This window comes from Pseudomonas sp. ASL9 (assembly GCF_056680335.1).
Genome location: NZ_CM155277.1, coordinates 1,031,258 through 1,056,224 on the forward strand (window position 1 = coordinate 1,031,258; position 24,967 = coordinate 1,056,224).

Here is a 24,967-nt window from a genome sequence, read left to right on the forward strand (position 1 = left end):
TCAAAAATATAAAAACTCAACCATTCAACAAGCTCAAGCCATCATTAAAAGCCCATCGGGAAAAATAGAACCAATTAACCACACCTTAATTACACACCAAACTAGTTAGTATCGGCAACGCAATAAAGTTTCGCCAATGGATATTCTCATGAGTTTACCCTATTGGAGAACGAATGTCTGAAGTCGACCCAGTAGTTGCTCATATTAGCGCCCCGATACATCAGGACGCTAATATGCGCGCTCTTGTTATTTCCAGCTAGCCACCAAAACCGTGTCGAGCTGAGCATGCTGAGAAGATGTGAGGCTGGTTTCTGCACCCGCATCCACACCGAACGACGCCATGCTGTCGACCAAGCTTTGAACTTGGCTATCAAGCATCGTTCTTCCGTCAGCCGTTTTGAACTGATCTACGTGGTAGTCGTTAGACGCGTACCAGTTGTTGATTACGACTTTGTCGGCAGTATTGATAATGCTGACCTCAAGATTACTGCCAGCACGACGAAACCAAAGATCCTCAAGACTGACGCCAACGCCAAACTGTACCGTATCTGTACTGGTGCCACTGTCGTAGTTATTAATGACGTCCAAACCGCCTCTGACGTTAAACACATAAGTGTCACTACCGTCGCCGCCATTTAAAGTATCGTCACCAACACCTCCGTCGAGCAGGTCGTTCCCTGCGCCACCGTTGAGCGTATCGTTACCGGAATCACCAAACAGACTGTCATGCCCCTCGTCGCCGTACAGGGTATCTACACCGGCTCCCCCAGATAGAACGTCGTTGCCGGCCGCGCCATACACCAGGTCATCACCCAGCCCTGCACTGATAACGTCATCGGTGCCAAATCCCTGCAGCGTTTCCTCTGAAGTTGTGCCACGTATCACGTTCGACTTGATCGCGCTTTGATCCCACACGCTTCCGTCTGCGAACTGAATGCGGTCGATCTGATAACCGCCAGCGGCATCGCCATAAAAGTGCGACATAACGCGCAGGCTATCCGAGCTACCAATAACGCGGATCACTAAGTCATTACTTTCGCGGTTGATGACCACATCAGCAATATTCAGATCAGTAAGCTTGACGGTGTCGGATTTGCCAACACGCTGTTCGTTAGCGTAGTAGATGGTGTCTTGGCCGGCACCTCTGCCGAACACATAGGTGTCATCGCCATCACCACCATCCAGTTGATCGTTACCCGATCCGCCATCAAGAATGTCATTGCCTTTTCCGCCATAGAGTCTGTCATTTCCGGTTTCGCCCAACAGAGAGTCGTCACCATCTTCCCCATAGAGAACATCAACTCCAGATCCCCCCATCAGTTTGTCGTTGCCGCCAGCACCGCTGATTGTGTCATCGCCAGCGCCTGCGTAGATCTGATCATTAGCACCAGTGCCTGAGAGAATATCGTCAACATCAGAGCCTTGAAGAACCTGATATTTGATCGCATCCAGATCCCAAAAACTCCCATCCACAAACTGCAGGCGATCAACCTGATAACCCGCGGTTGAATCGCTCATGAAGTGATAACTAACTCGCAGACTATCAGTGCTTCCATTAACCCGAATAACAAGATCAGAACCATCGCGCTTCACGCTGACGTCGGAAGCATTCAAGTCCGTTAACCGGATGGTGTCGACTTTGCCTGTACGGCTTTCGTTGGAGAAAATTGTGTCCTGCCCTGACCCTCGTCCAAAGAAGTAGATGTCGTCGCCGTCACCTCCATCCAAACGATCATTTCCAGACCCACCATCCAGGGTGTCATTACCAGTGCCACCACTCAAACTGTCGTTGCCGGCACCACCTTTAAGCAGATCATTACCCGCGTCACCATTGAGCGTATCTGCTCCGGTGTTGCCCAAGAGAGTGTCGTTACCCGCGCCACCGTTGACGATATCGTCACCCGATCCTGCATCGATGAGGTCGTCACTCCCGGTACCAGACAATGTTTCATCTGCTCCAGTACCTTGAAGAACCTGCGATTTGATGAGGCTCTGATCCATGGAGGTGCCGTCTGCAAACTCTATGCGATCTATCTGATAACCAGCGGTAGCATCATTGAAGAAGTGATACATCACACGCAAGCTGTCCGTCGCGCCAATAACTTGAATTACCAAGTCATTTCCTTCTCGCCGAATATTAACGTCAGACGCATTCAGATCTTTAAGCTTTACGGTATCAATCTTGTCTACACGAGTTTCGTTAGCGTAGTAGATGGTGTCTTGGCCAGAACCTTTACCAAACAGATAAGTGTCATCTCCATTCCCACCATCCAGTCGATCATTACCTGCGCCGCCATCGAGAATATCATTACCGTTGCCGCCATTTAACGTGTCGTTGCCGGCCCCGCCCTTCAGCAAATCATTACCATCCTCTCCATTGAGAACATCGGCACCACTGTTACCCAGGACAGTGTCGTTACCACCGCCTCCATTCACGGTGTCGTCACCAACCCCAGCGTCTATGAAGTCGTCGCTGCCGGTTCCGGACAATATGTCATCAGCATCCGTTCCTTGTAATACCTGTGACTTGATCGCCGCTTGATCCCAGAAGCTTCCGTCAGCGAACAGGATACGATCGATTTGATATCCGCCACTTGCGTCCGCCTGGAAATGGTAAGCCACTCGCAGGCTATCAGTCGCGCCCTTGACTCGAATGACGAGATCCATGCCGTCACGGATTACGCTTACGTCTGATGCGTTTAGGTCAGTTAGTTTGACGGTGTCAAGCTTGCCTACGCGCACCTCATTGGCATAATAAATCGTGTCTTGTCCGGCACCTCTGCCGAAAATATAAGTGTCGTCGCCCTCACCGCCGTCTAGACGGTCATTGCCAGCTCCGCCATCCAGCACATCGTTGCCAGCTCCGCCATAGAGGGTGTCGTTGCCTGTCCCGCCCTGAAGAAGGTCATTCCCCTCGTTGCCATTCACAATGTCGGAGCCTGCACTGCCAAATAGTGTGTCATTGCCCGCTCCTCCATTGACAGTATCGTCCCCTGCTCCCGCATTTATGTTGTCGTCGCCCGAGGTACCTGAAAGAGTTTCGTCCGCATCGGTACCTTGCAGAACCTGCGTTTTGATTACCGACTGATCCCAAAAGCTACCATCTGCAAATTGAATACGATCAATCTGATACCCAGCGGTAGCGTCGCCCAAGAAGTGATAAACAACTCTAAAGGTGTCGGTTGTTCCGATCACCCGGATAACCAGGTCATAGCCATCGCGCGCCAAGCTGATGTCAGAGGCGTTCAGATCTACCAGCTTAACCGTATCGACTTTTCCTTCACGGGCTTCGTTGGCGTAATAGATGCTGTCCTGCCCTGACCCCTTCCTGAACAAGTAAGTGTCGTCGCCAGCGCCACCGTCGAGACGATCATTACCGGCGCCGCCGTCCAAAACATCGTTACCGGATCCCCCATAGAGCGTGTCATTACCTACGCCACCTTGGAGAGCATCATTGCCGTCTTCACCATTAAGTGAGTCCGCGCCGCTACCGCCCATTAAAATGTCATCACCAGAACCACCATTAACGGTGTCGTCACCCGCCTCGCCAGACAAAATATCATTACCGCCGGCTCCATTAATGGAGTCATCGCCCGCACCCGCATTAATTACATCGTCAGAGCTGTAGCCGACCAACGGCTGATTGGCGTCTGTGCCCAGCAGCACCTGAGACTTGATGGACGTCTGATCCCAGAAGCTACCATCAGCGAACTGAATGCGGTCTATCTGATAGCCCCCAGCGGCATCCGACATGAAGTGATACATCACGCGCAGGCTGTCAGTCGAGCCGTTTGACCTAATAACCAGGTCGTAGCCTTCTTGAGCAATCGTAACGTCACTAACGTTCAGCCCGATGAGCTTCACGGTATCGAGTTTGCCCAGGCGGGATTCATTGGCGTAGTAAATCGTGTCCTGGCCAGAACCTTTTCCAAAAAGGTACGTGTCGTCGCCTGCACCGCCATCGAGGCGATCATTACCAGTGCCACCATCTAGGATATCGCTGCCTGCGCCGCCAAGAAGGGTGTCGTTGCCCGAGCCGCCGTTGAGCTGATCGTCGCCTTCGTCACCATTCAGGGTATCTGACCCAATTCCACCAGAAATCATGTCATTACCTGTACCACCGTACACCGTGTCATCGCCGGCGCCAGCATCGATAACATCGTCACCGCCGTATCCCGTCAGGTACTCATCCGCATCGGAACTCCGCAGTACCTGCGTTTTAATGGCGGCTTGATCCCAAAACGTACCGTCGCCGAACTGGATGCGGTCTATCTGATAGCCAGAAGTCGCATCCCCCATAAAGTGGTAGAGCACGCGCATAGTGTCGATAGTACCGACGACACGGATCACGAGGTCGTAACCATCACGGGTGACCGTGATGTCCGATGCGTTCAAGTCGATCAATTTGACGGTATCGACTTTGCCTGGACGCGTTTCATTAGCGTAATAAATCGTATCTTGGCCAGAGCCTTTGCCAAATACATAGGTATCGTCGCCAGCACCGCCGTCCATGCGGTCATTACCTGCACCACCGTCAAGGGTGTCATTTCCAGAGCCACCGTTGAGAATGTCGTTTCCGATGCCACCCTGTAAAAAGTCATTGCCCTCATCACCGGTCAGGGTGTCAGCACCATTTCCGCCAGAAAGGACATCGTTCCCGGCCCCCCCACTCACCGTATCGTCCCCGTCCCCGCCTAGTAGGGTGTCATTACCTCCGCCACCGCTAACGGCATCATCACCGGCTCCGGCATTGATCACATCGTCCGTACTGTAGCCCGTCAATGATTGGTTCGCGTCAGTGCCCAACAGCACGAGAGATTTAATAGCTGTCTGATCCCAGAAGCTGCCATCAGCAAATAGAATTCGGTCGATTTGGTATCCACCTGCCGCATCACTCTGGAAGTGATATGTAACCCTGAGGCTATCGCTCGTTCCATTAATTCGAATGAGTAAGTCAATGCCGTCTTGTGAAATTGTGACTTCAGACGCGTCGAGGTCAGTCAACTTGACTGTGTCAACCTTGCCGATTCTAACTTCGTTGGCATAATAGATAGTGTCCTGGCCTGATCCTTTGCCAAACAGGTAAGTATCATCACCCGCACCTCCATCCAAGCGGTCATTTCCGGCCCCTCCGTCAAGAACATCGTCGCCAGCACCACCACTTAAAATGTCATTGCCACTGCCGCCTTGCAGAAGGTCAGCACCCTCATCGCCATTTAGGGTGTCCGCCCCGCTACCCCCAGTGAGCGTATCGTTTCCCTCACCGCCATAAACTACATCGTCACCAGTGCCCGCATTGATTTGATCATCTGTCTTATAGCCATACAGATATTGATCCGCATCTGTGCCACGAAGTGCTTCGAGTTTGATTGCGGTCTGATCCCAAAATGTACCGTCGGCGAACTGGATGCGATCAATCTGATAACCAGAGGTTGCTTCACCCAAGAAGTGATACATCACGCGCAAACTGTCAGTCGTGCCGTTAATGCGGATGACAAGGTCATACCCATCGTGCACCAAACTGATTTCGGATGCCTTCAGATCAATCAACTTGACGGTGTCGAGCTTACCGGCACGAGTCTCGTAGGCGTAATTGATCGTGTCCTGGCCTGAGTCTCTTCCGAATAGATAGGTATCGTCACCTTCGCCACCGTTCAGGCGATCGGATCCCGCACCGCCGCTCAAAACATCATCGCCAGCTCCACCCATGAGAATGTCGTCACCCGCGCCACCACTAATAACGTCATTCCCGCTCGTGCCGACTAGATTAAGAGACTCAAATGAGCCGGAGGAAAACAAATTGGCAACGATGTCAGCTTTACCCCAAACGATGCCATTCTCAAACTGAAGTTGATCAATGGCATATCCCGAAAGGGTGCTTGGGTTGAAGTGATAAAGGATTCTAAGCGTGTCACCGGTGCCCTTGATTTGCACAATCAAGTCGTCCGACTCTCTTCGCAACACCACATCTGCCGCGGTCAGTCCAACCAGCTTTACACTGTCCAACTTGTTAACTGTAGTGTCGTTATAGAAATAGTTGTTGACGGTATCCTGTCCAGATCCCCTGCGGAAAATGTACGTATCTGAACCCGCGCCGCCACTGAGCGAATCGTTGCCCGCACCGCCATCCAACGTGTCCGACCCCTCTTCACCATTGAGGATGTCTTTGCCTTCACCGCCTTGAAGGATGTCATCCCCTCCACGGCCACTCAAAATGTCGTTACCAGCGAGCCCAATCAAAACATCTGACGAGTCATAACCAATGAGGTTGTCATCCCCATCAGCGCCATTTAACAGGGCCGCCCTGATCTGGGCATTTGTCAGAATCGCCCCATCAGAAAACTGCAGTTGGTCGACAGCATATCCATAGAGAAGGCTAGAGCTGAAGTGCGAGCTGATCCGCAGGATGTCTCCGGTGCCTTTGATCTGGATTATTAAATCGTCATACTCTCGCCGCATCGCAATATCCGCGATAGACATCCCTTCCAGTCTGATGACATCCAACTTATCAGGTGTGGTGTCGTTGTATGCAAAATTATTTATAGTATCCTGACCGGAACCCTTGCGGAAAATGTATGTATCAGACCCATAACCCCCATCAAGGGAGTCGTTACCAGCACCACCGTCCAGGAGATCACTCCCGTAGCCACCGGATAGCGTATCGTTGCCATTACCTCCAAACAGAATGTCGTTACCCTCTTCACCACTGAGGGTATCTTTGCCGTCTCCCCCCTCAAGCGTATCGTCACCGGAGCGACCGCTGAGTAAGTCGTTACCGGCAGACCCACTTAGCAAATCGGCGGTGTCATAGCCAATGATGCTGTCATCCCCCTGAGTTCCTTGCAGCAACGCCGACTTGATCTGCGAGTTGCCCATGATTGTCCCATCAGCAAACTGGAGCTGATCAATGGCATACCCATAGAGCGCACTGGAACTGAAATGAGAGCTGACCTTAAGACTCTCACCGGTTTCCCTGATCTGTATGATCAGGTCATCAGAATCACGGCGAAGCAACACATCTTCCAGATTTAGGCCATCAAACCGGACGACATCGAGTTTGCCCACAGTGGTGTCGTTATAGGCATAGTTATTGATCGTGTCCTGACCTGAGCCTTTGCGGAACACATAGACATCCGAACCATATCCGCCATCCAGAGAGTCGTTACCTGCACCGCCGTCGAGAATGTCGTTTCCATAGCCGCCAGTCAGCGTATCATTGCCAGCACCGCCCAATAAAGTGTCATTGCCCTCTTCACCATTGAGCGTGTCCTTCCCGTCTCCACCATCCAGCATGTCATCGCCGGCCCGGCCATTGAGCGTGTCATTGCCGAGCAAACCAGTGAGGACATCAGCCGACTCATAACCGGTCAGGACATCATCTCCTTGCGTGCCATTGAGCAAGGCCGCTTTTATCTGAGCAACGTTCAACGTCAAACCATCGGCAAACAGCAGTTGGTCTATCGCATAGCCATAGATCAAACTCGAGTTGAAGTGCGAGTTAATGCGCAGCGTCTCTCCAGTGTCACGAATCTGAACAATCAGATCATCCGACTCGCGACGCAATATCACATCAGCCTGATTCAGGCCTTCAAGGCGTACAACATCGAGTTTATTGACAGTTGTATCGTTGTAAGCTGAATTGCTGATGGTGTCTTGGCCGGATCCTCGACGGAATACGTAAACATCCGAGCCATAGCCACCATCTAAACTGTCATTGCCAGTACCACCGTCCAGAATGTCGTATCCGTAACCTCCGGAAAGGTTATCGTTATCCGTGCCACCGCTTAGCGTGTCATTACCATTCCCGCCTGAAAGTGAGTCATTCCCGGAGCCACCGATAAGAACATCATCGCCGTCATCTCCATAGAGGATATCTTTACCGTCACCTCCATCAATCTTGTCATTGCCAGAGCCACCGCCGAGGGTATCGTTGCCACCTTCTCCCGTAATGACATCGTCTGTGCCGTAACCCGTCAGGTTGTCATCACTGACAGTACCGAAAAGCAGCGCAGCTTTTATTTGGGTGTTATCTAGAACGGTGCCATCAGCAAATTGAAGCTGATCGATAGCATAGCCATAGGTCGTGCTTGAGCTGAAATGCGAGCTGACCCGCAAGGTCTCACCCGACTCTTTAATCTGAATCACAAGATCGTCCGACTCTCGTCGAATAATGACATCTGAAACCGTCAGTCCCTCAAGACGTATGACATCAAGCTTGTTTACAGTAACGTCGTTGTACGCAAAGTTGCTGATGATGTCCTGGCCCGAGCCTCGACGAAAAATATAAGTGTCAGAACCAAACCCACCGTCCAGGGAGTCATTCCCGATGCCACCATCGAGCACATCATCGCCGTAGCCACCCACTAGCGAATCGTTGCCCGCGCCACCCAGAAGGGTGTCGTTACCTTCTTCGCCGTATAAGGAATCTTTACCGTCACCGCCATCCAACGTATCGTTACCGGAACGTCCGCTTAAACTGTCGTTACCCATCCCGCCTATAAGATTGTCCGAAGTTTCATAGCCAATAATAGTGTCGTCAGACTCTGTACCTATCAGTAAGGCCGCAGTAATTTGCGCGTTTTGCCAGACAGTCCCGTCGGCGAACTGCAATTGATCGATTGCGTACCCTGCATGAACGTCAACTGCGAAGTGTGAGCTAATCCGAAGAACTTCGCCTGTTGACCTTATCTGGATAAGCAGATCATCAGACTCTCGACGAATACTGATATCTAAGGCGTTCAGCCCCTCAAGTCGCACGATATCCAGCTTGTTCGAAGTTTTGTCATCGTATGCATAATTTCGAATAACGTCTTGGCCGGATCCCTTCCGGAAGATATAGGTATCAGAACCGAACCCACCCTCCAGGGAATCATTGCCTGCGCCACCATCGAGGATATCGTTACCTGCGCCGCCTGTGAGAGAGTCGTTATCTGCGCCTCCTAGAAGAGTGTCATCTCCTTCTTCGCCGTTCAGCGTATCCTTCCCATCGCCACCGTCCAGAACGTCGTTTCCTGCGCGCCCCATCAACGTGTCGTTACCAGCCATGCCAACGAGTCTGTCCGCGGTTTCGTAGCCTTGAATAGTGTCGCTCTCGTCAGTGCCAATCAGTAATGCAGCAGTGATTTGGGCTTTATCCCAAACAACCCCATCGCTGAATTGCAACTGATCCACGGCGTACCCGTAGATCAGACTAGAGCTAAAGTGCGAACTGACACGCAACAACTCACCCGTCTCGCGGATCTGTATCAACAGGTCGTCACCTTCCCGGCGGATGCTTACGTCCGCAGCGACCAAGCCCTCAAGACGAATAACATCCAGCTTAGCGACAGTGGTGTCGTTATAAACCCCATTGCTTATTGTGTCCTGCCCAGAGCCTTTGCGGAAAAGGTAGACATCAGAGCCTTTACCTCCGTCTAACGAGTCGTTACCGGCCCCGCCATCTAGTATGTCGTTACCGTCGCCTCCATTCAGAGTGTCGTTTCCTGCTCCACCTAAAAGAGTATCGTTGCCGTCTTCACCGTAAAGACTATCTTTGCCGTCGCCACCATCAAGAATATCGTTGCCTGCGCGTCCACTGATTGTGTCGTTACCTGCCAATCCCGTCAGCTTATCGTCGGAACTGTAACCGGTGATCGCGTCATCCCCAGCAGTCCCCACTAAAAGTGCTGCTGTAATCTGTGATTTATCCCAAACAGTGCCATCACTAAATTGCAACTGGTCAATGGCGTACCCATACAGTGGGTCGTTGTTGAAGTGCGACGAAATCCGAAGAGTTTCACCCGTCTCGATGATCTGGATAATAAGATCATCTGAGTATCGGCTGATGCTGACTTGCGAAGCAGTAAGTCCTTCGAGACGCACCACATCAAGCTTATCTTGCGTCGCATCCCGGTACGCATAATTTGAGATGGTGTCCTGACCGGATCCTTTTTTGAAAATATAGGTGTCGGAGCCATAATCACCGCTTAGTGTGTCATTTCCCGAACCGCCATCCAGAACATCATCACCATACCCGCCAGAAAGCGTGTCGTTACCAGCACCTCCAAGCAGCGTGTCATTCCCTTCCTCGCCATTTAGCGTATCGCGTCCATCTCCACCGTCCAGGACATCGTCCCCGGCTCGACCGCTGAGAGTGTCATTGCCAGCAAAGCCGCTCATCCTATCGGATGTCTCGTAGCCGGTAAGGGTGTCCTCACCGGCGGAACCGCTTAAAAGTGCCGCTTTGATGAAGGCCTTGTCCCAAATAGATCCATCGCTGAACAACACTTGATCAATTGCGTAACCATAAGCAACATTTAAGCTGAAATGCCCGCTTACACGAAGCGATTCACCGGTGTCCTTGATTTGGATTACAAGGTCATCATATTCACGTCGAATCAGGACGTCTTCAGGTCTTAGTCCTTCGAGCAGGATGACATCCTGCTTTCCTGAGAGAGCATCGTCGTAAACACCATTATTGATCGTGTCTTGGCCTGAGCCTCGACGGAACAGGTAGGTGTCAGAGCCATGGCCACCGTCAAGAGAATCATTACCCGATCCCCCGTCGAAAACGTCGTTACCCTCTCCACCACTTAAGACATCGTTGTCGGCGCCACCCAGAAGAGTGTCGTTGCCATCCTCTCCGTTGAGAGTGTCCCTTCCCGCTCCGCCGTCGAGGACATCATCTCCACCACGACCGCTGAGTGTGTCACTGCCAGCAAGGCCGAACAGGTGATCAGCGGTTTGATATCCGATGATCGTCTCAGCGTTTTCAGAAGCCTTGACCACTTCTGCTTTTAGTCTATTACCATCCCAAACCGAACCGTCGGAGAACTGGACTTGATCGATTGCGTAGGCACTGTTGCCGTCCTGGCTAAAATGAGAACGAACGCGTATGGAGTCACCGGTTGATTTGATTTGGATGATCAGATCATCAGATTGACGCCAAACACTAATATCTGCTTCGCTCAAGCCATCCAGCTTGATCACATCGACCTTGTTGGTAGTTGTATCTCCCGAAGTATAGTTATAAATGGAGTCCTGCCCGGCGCCTTTGCGGAACAAGTAGACATCGGAGCCTATCCCTCCTTCGAGAGCGTCGTTACCCGAGCCGCCATCTAAAATGTCGTCGCCGGCCCCACCATACAGATTGTCATTTCCAGCATCGCCCGCCAGAGCATCCTTGCCATCATCACCGTAAAGCAGATCAACGCCTGATCCTCCACTTAGGAGATCGTCTCCGACATCGCCATGCAGAGTATCGTTACCCTCATCCCCGGACAGCACGTCGTTGCCTGCTCGACCATCAATCGTGTCGTCGCCAAGACCACCGCTAATTTGGTCATCGGATGCATACCCCGTCAAGGTATCGTTGCCATCAGTACTCTTGAAGGCGGCCATGGCTTTGATCTGATCCATCTTCCAGATTGTGCTATCGGCAAAACGGATTTCATCTACCTTGTATGGGCTGTCACCATCGTTACTGAAGTAGCTGGATACGGTGATCTTGTCGGCGCTCCCGCTCAGCGCTAGAACCAGATCTGCTCCTGATCTTGTGACAACAATGTCTCGAACTGCGATATCAGTACCGAATACAATTGCGTCGATTTTTCCCGTATCAGAGTCATAGTTACTAACAGTGTCTTGACCCCATCCTCGGTTAAATAGGTAAGTGTCTGAGCCAGAACCACCATTCAGCGAATCATTGCCGATCCCGCCGTCCAGTACGTCGTTGCCACTTTCGCCGGTGAGGTAATCATCACCGCTGCCGCCTTGCAGCACATCCGCACCGGCGCCACCGTATATATAGTCTCGTCCCTCGCCACCGGCGAGCATGTCGTCGCCGTCTTCACCGCTCAGGTAGTCATTGCCGTCACCGCCTGATAGCGTGTCATTACCAGTGCCACCACTCAGAGTATCGTCACCGGCATCGCCGTTAAGTACGTCGGCACCGCCCAGACCATAGAGAGAATCGTCGCCTTGGCCCCCACTGATTGCGTCATTCGTGGCGTAACCCCAGATGGCATCATTGCCATCGGACGTTTGCACCGCCATTGACTTGATCTGATCCAGAGACCAGTTGGTACCGTCGCCGAACTTGATGGATTCGACCAGGTAGGGATTCAAGCCGTCGTTGCTGAAATAACCTGACACCGTGATACGGTCACTGGTGCCGCGCAGAGTCAGAACCAGATCACTAGACGACCGGGTGACCACAATATCGCTCGCCGAAATGTCGGCCGCGAACTCGATGCTGTCCGATTTATTCAGGCTGCTGTCGTAGTTGTTGATCGAATCCTGGCCCCAGCCGCGGCTGAAGCGATAGACGTCAGAACCTTCACCACCATTCAGCGAGTCATTACCGATCCCACCGTCCAGCACGTCGTTGCCGCTGTCACCGGTGAGGTAATCATCACCGCTGCCGCCTTGCAGCACATCCGCACCGGCGCCACCGTATATATAGTCTCGTCCCTCGCCACCGGCGAGCATGTCGTCGCCGTCTTCACCGCTCAGGTAGTCATTGCCGTCACCGCCTGATAGCGTGTCATTACCAGTGCCACCACTCAGAGTATCGTCACCGGCATCGCCGTTAAGTACGTCGGCACCGCCCAGACCATAGAGAGAATCGTCGCCTTGGCCCCCACTGATTGCGTCATTCGTGGCGTAACCCCAGATGGCATCATTGCCATCGGACGTTTGCACCGCCATTGACTTGATCTGATCCAGAGACCAGTTGGTACCGTCGCCGAACTTGATGGATTCGACCAGGTAGGGATTCAAGCCGTCGTTGCTGAAATAACCTGACACCGTGATACGGTCACTGGTGCCGCGCAGAGTCAGAACCAGATCACTAGACGACCGGGTGACCACAATATCGCTCGCCGAAATGTCGGCCGCGAACTCGATGCTGTCCGATTTATTCAGGCTGCTGTCGTAGTTGTTGATCGAATCCTGGCCCCAGCCGCGGCTGAAGCGATAGACGTCAGAACCTTCACCACCATTCAGCGAGTCATTACCGATCCCACCGTCCAGCACGTCGTTGCCGCTGTCACCGGTGAGGTAATCATCACCGCTGCCGCCTTGCAGCACATCCGCACCGGCGCCACCGTATATATAGTCTCGTCCCTCGCCACCGGCGAGCATGTCGTCGCCGTCTTCACCGCTCAGGTAGTCATTGCCGTCACCGCCTGATAGCGTGTCATTACCAGTGCCACCACTCAGAGTATCGTCACCGGCATCGCCGTTAAGTACGTCGGCACCGCCCAGACCATAGAGAGAATCGTCGCCTTGGCCCCCACTGATTGCGTCATTCGTGGCGTAACCCCAGATGGCATCATTGCCATCGGACGTTTGCACCGCCATTGACTTGATCTGATCCAGAGACCAGTTGGTACCGTCGCCGAACTTGATGGATTCGACCAGGTAGGGATTCAAGCCGTCGTTGCTGAAATAACCTGACACCGTGATACGGTCACTGGTGCCGCGCAGAGTCAGAACCAGATCACTAGACGACCGGGTGACCACAATATCGCTCGCCGAAATGTCGGCCGCGAACTCGATGCTGTCCGATTTATTCAGGCTGCTGTCGTAGTTGTTGATCGAATCCTGGCCCCAGCCGCGGCTGAAGCGATAGACGTCAGAACCTTCACCACCATTCAGCGAGTCATTACCGATCCCACCGTCCAGCACGTCGTTGCCGCTGTCACCGGTGAGGTAATCATCACCGCTGCCGCCTTGCAGCACATCTGCACCGGCGCCACCGTAGATATAGTCTCGTCCCTCGCCACCGACGAGTGTATCGTCGCCGTCTTCACCGCTCAGGGAGTCATTGCCTTGACCACCTGACAGCGTGTCATTCCCTGTGCCACCACTCAAAGTGTCGTCACCGGCATCGCCGTTAAGTACGTCGTTACCGCCCTGGCCGTAAAGTGAATCGCTACCAAGACCACCGCTAATGGTGTCGTCAGTAGCGTAACCCCAGATGGCGTCATTACCATCGGACGCTTGCACCGCCATTGACTTGATCTGATCCAGAGACCAGTTGGTACCGTCGCCGAACTTGATGGATTCGACCAGGTAGGGATTCAAGCCGTCGTTGCTGAAATAACCTGACACCGTGATACGGTCACTGGTGCCGCGCAGAGTCAGAACCAGATCACTAGACGACCGGGTGACCACAATATCGCTCGCCGAAATGTCGGCCGCGAACTCGATGGTGTCCGATTTGTTCAAGCTGCTGTCGTAGCTATAGATAGTGTCCTGGCCCCAGCCGCGGCTGAAACGATAGACGTCAGAACCTTCACCACCATTCAGCGAGTCATTACCGATCCCACCGTCCAGCACGTCGTTGCCGCTGTCACCGGTGAGGTAATCATCACCGCTGCCGCCTTGCAGCACATCCGCACCGGCGCCACCGTAGATATAGTCTCGTCCCTCGCCACCGACGAGTGTATCGTCGCCGTCTTCACCGCTCAGGGAGTCATTGCCTTGACCACCTGACAGCGTGTCATTCCCTGTGCCACCACTCAAAGTGTCGTCACCGGCATCGCCGTTAAGTACGTCGTTACCGCCCTGGCCGTAAAGTGAATCGCTACCAAGACCACCGCTAATGGTGTCGTCAGTAGCGTAACCCCAGATGGCATCATTGCCATCGGACGCTTGCACCGCCATTGACTTGATCTGATCCAGAGACCAGTTGGTACCGTCGCCGAACTTGATGGATTCGACCAGGTAGGGATTCAAGCCGTCGTTGCTGAAGTAACCCGACACCGTGATACGGTCACTGGTGCCGCGCAGAGTCAGAACCAGATCACTAGACGACCGGGTGACCACAATATCGCTTGCCGAAATGTCGGACGCGAACTCGATGGTGTCCGATTTGTTCAAGCTGCTGTCGTAGCTATAGATAGTGTCCTGGCCCCAGCCGCGGCTGAAACGATAGACGTCAGAACCTTCACCACCATTCAGCGAGTCATTACCGATCCCACCGTCCAGTACGTCGTTGCCGCTGTCGCCGGTGAGGTAATCATCACCGCTGCCGCCTTGCAGCACGTCAGCACCTGCGCCTCCGTAGATATAATCTCGTCCTTCGCCACCAGCGAGCAAATCGTCGCCGTCTTCACCGCTCAGGGAGTCATTGCCGTCACCGCCAGACAGCGTGTCATTGCCTGCACCACCGCTCAGCGAGTCATTACCGGCATCGCCGTTGAGTACGTCGGCACCGCCCAGACCATAGAGAGAATCGCTACCAAGACCACCGCTAATGGTGTCGTCAGTAGCGTAACCCCAGATGGCATCATTGCCATCGGACGCTTGCACCGCCATTGACTTGATCTGATCCAGAGACCAGTTGGTACCGTCGCCGAACTTGATGGATTCGACCAGGTAGGGATTCAAGCCGTCGTTGCTGAAGTAACCCGACACCGTGATACGGTCACTGGTGCCGCGCAGAGTCAGAACCAGATCACTAGACGACCGGGTGACCACAATATCGCTCGCCAAAATGTCGGGAGCGAACTCGATGGTGTCCGATTTATTCTGGCTGCTGTCGTAGTTATTGATCGAATCCTGGCCCCAGCCGCGGCTGAAGCGATAGACGTCGGAACCTTCACCGCCATTCAGGGAATCATTGCCGATCCCGCCGTCGAGGACGTCGTTGCCGCTGTCGCCGGTGAGGTAATCATCACCGCTGCCGCCTTGCAGCACGTCAGCACCTGCGCCTCCGTAGATATAATCTCGTCCTTCGCCACCAGCGAGCAAATCGTCGCCGTCTTCACCGCTCAGGGAGTCATTGCCGTCACCGCCAGACAGCGTGTCATTGCCTGTGCCACCGCTCATCGAGTCATTACCGGCATCGCCGTTGAGTAAGTCGTTACCGCCCTGACCGTAAAGTGTATCGTCGCCAAGACCACCACTGATGATGTCGTCAGCGATATATCCCCAGATGGAGTCGTTGCCGTCAGAAGCTTGGAGGGCCATTAACTTGACCTGATCCAGAGACCAACTGGTACCGTCGCCAAACCTGATGGACTCAACCAGGTAGGGATTCAAGCCGTCGTTGCTAAAATAACCCGACACCGTAATCCGATCGCTGGTGCCACGCAATGTCAAAACTAAATCACTGGAAGACCGAGTAACTACAATGTCGCTTGCCAAAATGCCCGAAGCGAATTCAATGCTGTCGGATTTGTTCAGACTGTTGTCGTAATTATTGATGGAATCCTGGCCCCAGCCCCGGTTAAAACGATAAACGTCGGAACCGTCACCGCCACTCAATGAGTCGTTTCCGATTCCTCCATCTAAAATGTCATTGCCCGCTTCTCCATCTAGCAAGTCGGATCCTGCACCACCGAAGAGATGGTCGGAACCATCATTCCCGTGAATAACATCATCGCCATCACCGCCATCCAGTACATCGTTGCCACTTTGACCAAATAAGATATCGTCACCTTTCCCCCCAGAAAGATTATCGTCACCGGCGAACCCCCATATCTGGTCGTTGCCATCCGTACTTTTTACGACTATCGAATCTATCTCATCTATCGCCCAATAACTTCCGTCATCGAATTGAATTTTGTCGACGGCATATCCATTATTCGAAACTGTGACGTCATCAAAATAGCTTTGAATTGTTACACTGTCAGAGGTACCACGGATCTGCAAAATTAGATCGTAATAATTTCGCTTTACGAGTATGTCGGCAGCCGTAATACCTTTACCAAATATGAGAGTATCAAGTTGACTGCCAGCGACGTCTGTATCCGAATTGAATATTGTATCTTGCCCATCTCCAATATTAAAATGATAGGTGTCTGCACCATCCCCACCCGCTAGATAGTCATTACCCTCACCACCTATGAGCGTGTCATTTCCCTGCCCACCATAGATACGATCATTACCGCCCAAGCCATTTAAATAATCATTGGCGACGCTTCCGTTCAGGATATCGCTGCCTAGCGAACCTACAGTAGTATTCCAACCCAAACCAGAAAGCAACGTATGGAAATTGTCGGTACCAGACTTTCCTTCTATACGTAAAAGATCCAAAAGCTGTTGACCAAAAGCGCCATCACCTGTCAGACCTCTACCCAGTTCAGATATGATTAATATTCCATTTTCAGAATCAGCGTCGTATTCGGCTTTGAGCCTATCTACAAGAGTAGTGATATTCCATTGAATACCATTCTCGTCGAACGTCACGCTTAAACCATCGAACATCCCTACGAAATGCGTCTGCAGCATCAATTTGTCATAGATAACTGATGCAAAATTATCAAACGCTTGAAGTAATATTGTCGCCGCTGGCCCATGCGGATTAGGGTCGCGAGTCCCCCAGCACCACGTTCCCAAATAGCCCTCCCCTAGAAAAGCTTCAAGCGTTGCAAGTTTTCGCGCATCACCGATGACATTTCCGTAAATTTGTGTGGCCGCCCGGCTATCCGGGTCGATATCCTGAACGCCCGCCCAATGATAGATAATATCCAACAACAAATTTTGCCTGACAGCTACATCCTCTTCTAGGGAAAACTGCTCTACCAGACGTTCTAGCTGCCCTGTCGAATCCAGTGCCATAGCGCGCTGCAAATCATGGACATTCCCAAAACCTTTAATATCGGGTAGCAGTAAAATCTCATCACTAACAGAGACAACACTAAGATCTACAGTTTGAGCTGTGTTAACGGAAAACCAAACGTCATCCATAGCACCAACAGCACCATCAGTCTTAGTATAGCTACCTACTTGCCGATGTTGGTTTCCGTTTATATCTACAACGCTTGAAGCCACGTTACCATTCGCATCGACGACACCGGGTTCTGAATAGCCAGTACTTAGCGATTTCACGCCTGCCGCGTTTAAGCCCAGCAGTTCCCCGTCCTGTATTACACCATCACTGTTTCTGTCTACCCAAACGCGCAACTCGTTGAAGACACCGTCGCTCTCATCAATGACGCCATCATGATTCTGATCTACGTCAGCGAGTGCCAGAAAGCCATTAATGGCTTTAGACCCAGAAGTGGTAACTGTGCTATTCCCAAAGAGCTCTCTACCATTATCAATAGAACCGTCGTGGTCTTTATCCCACACCAATAAACCGTCATCCTTACCAACCCAACCACTTTTTTCAGCAAAACCATTACTATCGTGGTCAAAATACACGCCATCTACCGAGGATAGCGTCTCGACACCATCTCCATCTAAATCAAGAACTAACGGGCTGCGTGTAATCTCAGCCAATCCAAAAGCCTTCAACAAACTTCCGATTACTGCGCCTGAAATATTTGTCAAATTCTTTAGACTAGCCTTCAAAATATCTATATCTTTTGAAAAACCGTCCATCAGAGCATTTAATTCCGAGACAATAATATCCGGAATTCTATTAGCGCTATCAAATGTTTCATTCGCGAATTCAACACCTGCCTTAGTAGACACTACATTATCTGGATTATTCCAGAATTGACCATCTGTGTTTATCTTATCATTGTCCCACCCATTTTTATAATTATATATCCCTCCTGCAAGCACGGCCACCCCACCCGAAACACCGAGCACGGAAGCGACTAAACCGTAATTAAATGAAGCTGCATTGGCAAAATCTGCGACAAATCGATTATATTCTGTTCCAGTTTCACCATTATAGTTTCGCTGAATATCTATTTCGCCACCATGACGAGCATCAGTGTACAGCTTTGCATACACCTCACCCTTCAGAGACTCTACTGGTGAGTCTGGAAATTTTTGGTTAACTACCTGTGCTTCCGACTCCAGCCAGGCCTTATAATTAGCCGCCACTTTATTGACATCATAATCTTTTGGGACGATATATGGAGAACCATTTTTTGACAATGGGTCTATGATATAATTTCCAGAGCCGTCCTCCAACCATTTAGCATCAACTTCGGTTCCATCATTTCGTGTAGCTGTAAGCTTTTCACCGAACTGACCAGTATTCACAACCTTAATAACCATAACACTCCCATCCCTGCGAATTTAATTTGCTAATTATTGACAATGGTATATTTAATGCGCACCTTACCTGACAAATCCAAACTCTGTATCTCGACTCGATCCCTAGAAATTGTACGCTGTGACTTCAGGGATACAGACAAAGTTTCAGAGTCGACCCAAGCAACTGACGAAGCTAAGAGCAACGAGCACGGCGCGCTAGTTACCAGCGTATTTTTATACTCTTTTGGGTTGGCTGGTTCTTTACCAACCGTATATACATAGACATTTGTGAAACAATAAGACCACGCTGCCCCACCCCCATCTAAGGATACAACCTTGGCTATATTCTTACCATCGGGAGATTGAATATGGGTGGTCAACTCTTCTTGGTCACTTGGGATTTTTCCTTGGAAATACCAAATCGCGAAATGCACTATAAAACCGACGACCCCTAAACAAATCAGTAACGATCTGACGACTTTTAATAACAAATTCATTATCCATCTCCGGCTTCGGTTAAAAATCGTAATAAATCTAAAATTATTTAATAATAACCCTATCAGCTTTTTTTCAAAACGTCGGAAACATCTTGAAGTCTATTAACAAAATGATATCTATCTGTATAAAAACCCGCAATAAAACCATTTTGTTTTTTCATGAGCCATCCAATTCGAGAGTCCGTAGAAACTAAGAATCGCTCGCCGCATTATGATTAGGTAAACACTCACCGTTCCCTAACGCTTTCGCTGAGATGCTGTTGTAGCGGACTGAGAAAGTATTCAATTACTCTACGAGTATCTGTTTTTACTTCTGCACTCACGCTCATGCCCGGTGTAAGAGACACTGATTTACCGTCAACAACCAGATGGTCTGTGTCTAGCGTTATTTTACTGCTATAGATCAGTCCGCGTTTTTCATCTTCAATGGCATCAGTCGAAACGCTTTTTACTTTGCCTTCAACGGCGCCGTATTTTGTGAATGTAAAGGTCTCGACTTTTACCGTGACGCTCTGCCCTGCGTGTACAAAGCCCACATCTTTGTTTTCAAACATGGCTTCAACTTCGACAGGCTGACTATCAGGAACCAGATACATCAACGGCTGCGCTGGTGTGACGACTCCACCTATAGTGTGGGTACTCAACTGCTGCACGGTGCCATCCACAGGCGCCTCGACCGTAGTTAAATCCTCCTGATAGCGGGCCTTGGCTAATTCTTGGCCTAGGGACGCTACTTTCTGATCAGCTTGCTGTAGTAGATCCAGCATCGCCCGCCGCGCCTGCGCTATGACCCCATCTCTACGTCGCTCTGCTTCGCGTCGAGCCGCACCCGATTGCAGAATGCTAACTTGTTGAACGGAAAGCTGCCGTTCGATATCAAGTCTTGCTTGTTCTTTTTCCAGGTAGGCATGACGAGCGATGTATTGCTTCTGCAGAAGATGTTCATAATCAGTGGCCAGCTTGATAGCAATCGGCAGTGTTTTTTGCAGGTTGTCTACCTGAGCACGCGCAGCCTGAATATCAGCCTGACGCTGCTGAATTTCAGCTTCAGCCTGGTCGAGACTACTGCGGAACTCTTGGTACTGTCCTCGAAGCCATCTTTCCGCCGCTAAGAGGTGAACAGGATCTACGTCGGTAATGGTGCCTGTTAGAGAGGCCGGAGCGTGACTTCCATTTATCGCCCCCAACATAGCTTCTGCCCTAGCGCTGTCGACACGGGCAGCTAGCAGATCACTTTTGATTCGACCAACATCAGCATCCGCCGAAGTTGAATCCAGCTCCAAAAGCAACTGTCCCGCCTTCACTGCCTGGCCGTCCGTAACGTGGATAGCTTTGACTACGGCTGTTTCGCTGCTCTGAATAACCTTCGTTTTCCCACTCGGAATAATTTTTCCGGTCGCGGTAGCAACAACATCGATTTTTCCAATACATGCCCAGATTAACGCGACAGCGGTAAAGGCCATGATCGTCCACATGAAAACTCGTGGTGCCGGATGAACAGGTTTGTCCTGAAGCTCAAGCACAGCGGGCAAAAACTCAACTTCGTGGGTCAGACGTTTTGGAACGTCCATTTCCTTTCTGCGCCGCCATGAGTCACGCCAAGCTCGGCGATATCGATGACCCAATCCTGATTTTTCGGCGTTAGACATGATCACTCCCCTGCTGCAAGCGGTGAAGGCGAGAGTAGTGACCAGCTTGATGAGACAGCAGTTCGGAATGAGTGCCTTGCTCTACTATCTGTCCACGATCAACAACTACAATGCGATTCGCATTCCGCACAGCCGACAGTCGGTGCGCGATGATGATCACTGACCGACCTTTGCAAATCGACTGCATGTTCTGCTGAACGATTCGTTCTGACTCATAATCGAGGGCGCTGGTCGCTTCGTCGAAAATTAGAATGCGGGGGTTTCCCATCAACGCCCTAGCTATGGCAATGCGCTGTCGTTGCCCACCAGAGAGCGACGCACCATGTTCACCAACCATGGTGTCGTAGCCTTCCGGTAACTCAAGGATGAAATCGTGGGCGCCCGCAAGTTTGGCCACGTTAATAACCGCGTCCAGCGGCGCACCAGCGTCACTCAGTGCGATGTTTTCGCGAATGCTGCGGTTGAACAACATGCTGTCCTGAAGGACTACACCGATCTGCCGTCGGAGTGAGGATACATCTGCCAGGGCTAGATCCATCCCGTCCACTAGCACCCGTCCACGCTCTGGGACATATAGGCGTTGAAGCAACCTTGTTAGCGTGCTTTTGCCTGAACCGGATCGTCCAACCACACCAATAACTTGCCCTGCCTCGATGATGAGATTGACGCCACGAAGAATTTCCGAGCCGTCCGGACGGTAACGAAAGTGCACCTCATCGAATTCAATATGGCCCTTGATTGGTGGCAGAGCGCTTCGGGTCGCTTGTGATAGTTCAGTTCGCGTATTCAGGATGTCGCCTAGCCTTTGTACCGAGACGCCGGTCTGCTGGAAGTTTGTCCACAACTGAGCAAGTCGCATGATTGGTTGCGACACCCTACCGGCTAGCATGTTAAAGGCCACGAGTTGACCAACGGATAGCTGCCCATCTATCACTAGCCTGGCGCCGACCCAAAGCGTAACTACGGTTACCAATTTACCAATGAGTGAGACGCTCTCGTTCGCGATCGTGGACAATGTCTGAGTCTTGAATCCTGCAGCGACGTAACCCGCCAACTGGTTATCCCATTTACGAATCGCCTGAGGCTCAACAGCCATCGACTTCAACGTATCGATACCGTTAACCGTCTCTACCAGGAAAGCTTGGTTTTCCGCGCCTTTGGCAAAACTGTCGTTAAGCCGCGCCCGTAACACGGGCGTAATCAATACCGAAACAAGGATGTAGAGCGGCAGGGAGATCACTACAACCAACGTGAGCCAACCGCTGTAGCAAAACATTACGGCAATGAACACCACCGAAAATAGAACGTCCAGCAGCAACGTGATTGCATTTCCCGTGATAAAGCTGCGGATATGCTCAAGCTCTCTTACTCGCGCGACCGAATCACCTACGCGTCGAGCCTGAAAATAGGAAAGTGGCAAAGTAATCAAATGCCTGAAAAGCTTGGAGCCCAGCTCTACATCGATACGACTGGCGGTGTGGGCAAAAACATAGCTTCGCAACCCAGACAATCCCGACTCAAACAACATCACTCCAGCGAGACCAACCGCGATTACATCAAGCGTTGTCAGGCCATGATGGACAAGCACCTTGTCCATCACGACTTGGAAGAAGAGCGGCGTGACCAGCGAGAAAAGCTGCAGTACGAATGAGACGAGCAGCACCTCTCCGAGGAGCTTTCTATATTTGACTACCGCAGGAATAAACCACGTGAAATCGAACCGAGATGTCTCACCAGGCTTGCCGGCGCCGGATCTGACTAGCAGGAGTTGACCAGTCCATCGAGCAGCCAAACTTTCGATAGTAATGATTTCAGGGCGCTGTGACCTTGGGTCATGAATCAAAACCTTACCTTGGTCAAGCCGGGCGACTATGAAGTAGTCGCCATTGACGTCCTGAGCAATTGAGGGCAACGGCGTGCGATCGAGTCGGTCGATACCTATCTTGGTAATTCTGGCCTTGAGGCCGAGCTTGCGTGCGGCCAACAAAAGCTCATCGTTTTGCAACCGCTCTCCACCAGCGAATTCATGGGCCAGTTGCTCAGCTGAGGCTGCCACCTGATGGAAACGAGCGAGCATTACCAACGAGGCTAAGCCGGTGTCCAAAAATGGTGGGATTTCAGGCAGAGCGCCGGTATCCGTGGCGTGCATGAGGCTTCCTTGCGTTACAGCGTTAGATGGAGCTATGCCGCACTAGCGTAGGGGCAATTAGTTGGCGCAAATGTATCTAAAGCACGCCGACTTTGATACACATATTTTTCTAGAAGTACGCGTCGCTAGTTAACTTTAGAGATCTAAGGGTAAAAAATCTCGGCTTGGCTCATAGTCCTGCTTTAGATAGCTAGATAGCGCTCTAAGGTCGTCAGGGCTCAGCGTGCCAGCGGCCTGCTTCAGCTTTAGGCTATCCATTATGTAATCGTAGCGAGCATCGTTGTAGTCACGGACTGCAGCGTAGAGCAACCGCTCAGCGTTGAGCACATCTACAACATTTCTAGACCCCAGATCGACACCGACCTTGTTGGCATCTACCGACTTCCGCCCAGATCGGATGCTCTGGCGCCTTGACGTAATCTGATCGACATCCGTGTTAATACCATGAAAGGCATTGCGCGTATTGAGTACCACCTCCCGACGGCGGTCTTCCCTCTCATCCTGGCTTTGGTAAAGGCGCTCCGTAGACTCTCGAACTTGAGAGTTGACCATCCCGCCAGAGTACAATGGAATATTCAGCTCGATCCCAATACTGCTCTGGGAAACGTTACCTCGATAACCATCACTCCCAAAATCTGTCGGATTGCTGTATCCAAAACTATCATTATCACCCTTGCGATACGACGCCACAGCGTCAACTGTTGGTGCATGGCCAGCCTTGCGTTGGCTAAGGGTTTGCTCGGCTACGCCCACTGATTGTTCAGAAGCCTGAAGCTGGAGGTTTTGCTTAACCGCTGCCTCAACCCAAGACTTGGAATCATTAGGCAAAGGAGGAGCAATCGGCAATTGATGCCCCATCCCCGCAATAGAGGTGTAAGGCTCGTTGGTTAAGCGTGATAAGGCTTCGTAAGCTTCGTCCACCTTGCGCTTGATCAACTGTCGATTAGCACGCGCGTTGTCGTACGCAGCCTGAGCGTCGTAGACATCCGTAATGCTTGATGCACCGTCCTCAAGCCGACCTTGAGCCTGATCGCGCTGACGCAGGAGCGCTGCTTCCTCCGCTTCAATGGCCGCGAGCGAGTCGAGTTGTCGAAGCGTTTCGAAGTAAGCTTGCGCTGCGTTTAATACAAGCTCCTGCTCCTTGGCTGATAGCTCAAGCGCTGCTTGGGACACGGAAAGCTTCGCAGCTTTCAATTGATACCAGCGATCGATCCGAAAAAGAGGCTGACTGAGGTTTGCTCGAAATGTAGTTCCGCTGCGCTCCCGCGAGAGCGCAGGTTGATCCCGCTCAAGGCGAGTGCTTTCAGAAGTAGCGCCAGCTGTGAGGTTCGGTAATAAACCAGAGCGGGCTTGGGGAACAGCCTCAAGCTGTGCCTGGAAAGCATGACGCGCAGCGGAGAGCTTGGCATCGTTGATGGCCGCGGATTGGTAGACGCCTAGTAGATCAGCATGCTGATCACTAGTTGCTTGAACAACCGCACTACATGAAGAGATGAAGCACAGAATAAATGCAGGTAGGAATGGGTAAGATTTCATCAACGTTCCATGTATGACGGGCAACTAGATGCTAGCTAGAGATCTATATCGGCCTGAAAGGAAAACTCTTTAACTATTTCCTGCACTAGTAAAATTTACCGTAAGGCTTATCGCCCGCAGATCACTCCGCGTAAAAACAACACCCAATAATCGGAAAATCAGAATGCTGCCCCCCTGAATCAGGTTAGTAAAATAAACCAAGTCCTCTACTG

General features: G+C 51.5%; 5 protein-coding genes. All 5 read right to left on the reverse strand.

What is annotated here, in order from left to right; genetic code table 11:
- Positions 1-246: 246 nt before the first annotated feature.
- Positions 247-18,945 (reverse strand): calcium-binding protein, encoded by an 18,699-nt coding sequence (locus AC1ME2_RS04840; protein ID WP_480439668.1) that lies wholly within the window; start codon positions 18,943-18,945, stop codon positions 247-249.
- A gap of 29 nt (positions 18,946-18,974) precedes the next feature.
- Complete coding sequence (locus AC1ME2_RS04845) at positions 18,975-19,421, reverse strand: hypothetical protein (protein ID WP_480439669.1); 447 nt, start codon at positions 19,419-19,421, stop codon at positions 18,975-18,977.
- A gap of 227 nt (positions 19,422-19,648) precedes the next feature.
- Positions 19,649-21,070 carry an HlyD family type I secretion periplasmic adaptor subunit gene (locus AC1ME2_RS04850; RefSeq protein WP_480439671.1) on the reverse strand — a complete coding sequence of 474 codons (1,422 nt, stop codon included), beginning with the start codon at positions 21,068-21,070 and terminating at the stop codon, positions 19,649-19,651.
- Positions 21,063-23,219 carry a type I secretion system permease/ATPase gene (locus tag AC1ME2_RS04855; protein WP_480439672.1) on the reverse strand — a complete coding sequence of 719 codons (2,157 nt, stop codon included), beginning with the start codon at positions 23,217-23,219 and terminating at the stop codon, positions 21,063-21,065. The genes AC1ME2_RS04850 and AC1ME2_RS04855 overlap by 8 nt, the downstream gene beginning before the upstream one ends.
- A gap of 135 nt (positions 23,220-23,354) precedes the next feature.
- A complete protein-coding gene (locus tag AC1ME2_RS04860; protein ID WP_480439673.1) occupies positions 23,355-24,755 on the reverse strand; it encodes a TolC family outer membrane protein in 1,401 nt (466 codons plus the stop codon).
- Positions 24,756-24,967: the final 212 nt, after the last annotated feature.

Bases quoted from the DNA above. Each gene is read 5' to 3' on its own strand.
- AC1ME2_RS04840 (WP_480439668.1), bottom strand. From the start codon at position 18,945: ATGGTTATTAAGGTTGTGAATACTGGTCAGTTCGGTGAAAAGCTTACA.
- AC1ME2_RS04845 (WP_480439669.1), bottom strand. From the start codon at position 19,421: ATGAATTTGTTATTAAAAGTCGTCAGATCGTTACTGATTTGTTTAGGG.
- AC1ME2_RS04850 (WP_480439671.1), bottom strand. From the start codon at position 21,070: ATGTCTAACGCCGAAAAATCAGGATTGGGTCATCGATATCGCCGAGCT.
- AC1ME2_RS04855 (WP_480439672.1), bottom strand. From the start codon at position 23,219: ATGCACGCCACGGATACCGGCGCTCTGCCTGAAATCCCACCATTTTTG.
- AC1ME2_RS04860 (WP_480439673.1), bottom strand. From the start codon at position 24,755: ATGAAATCTTACCCATTCCTACCTGCATTTATTCTGTGCTTCATCTCT.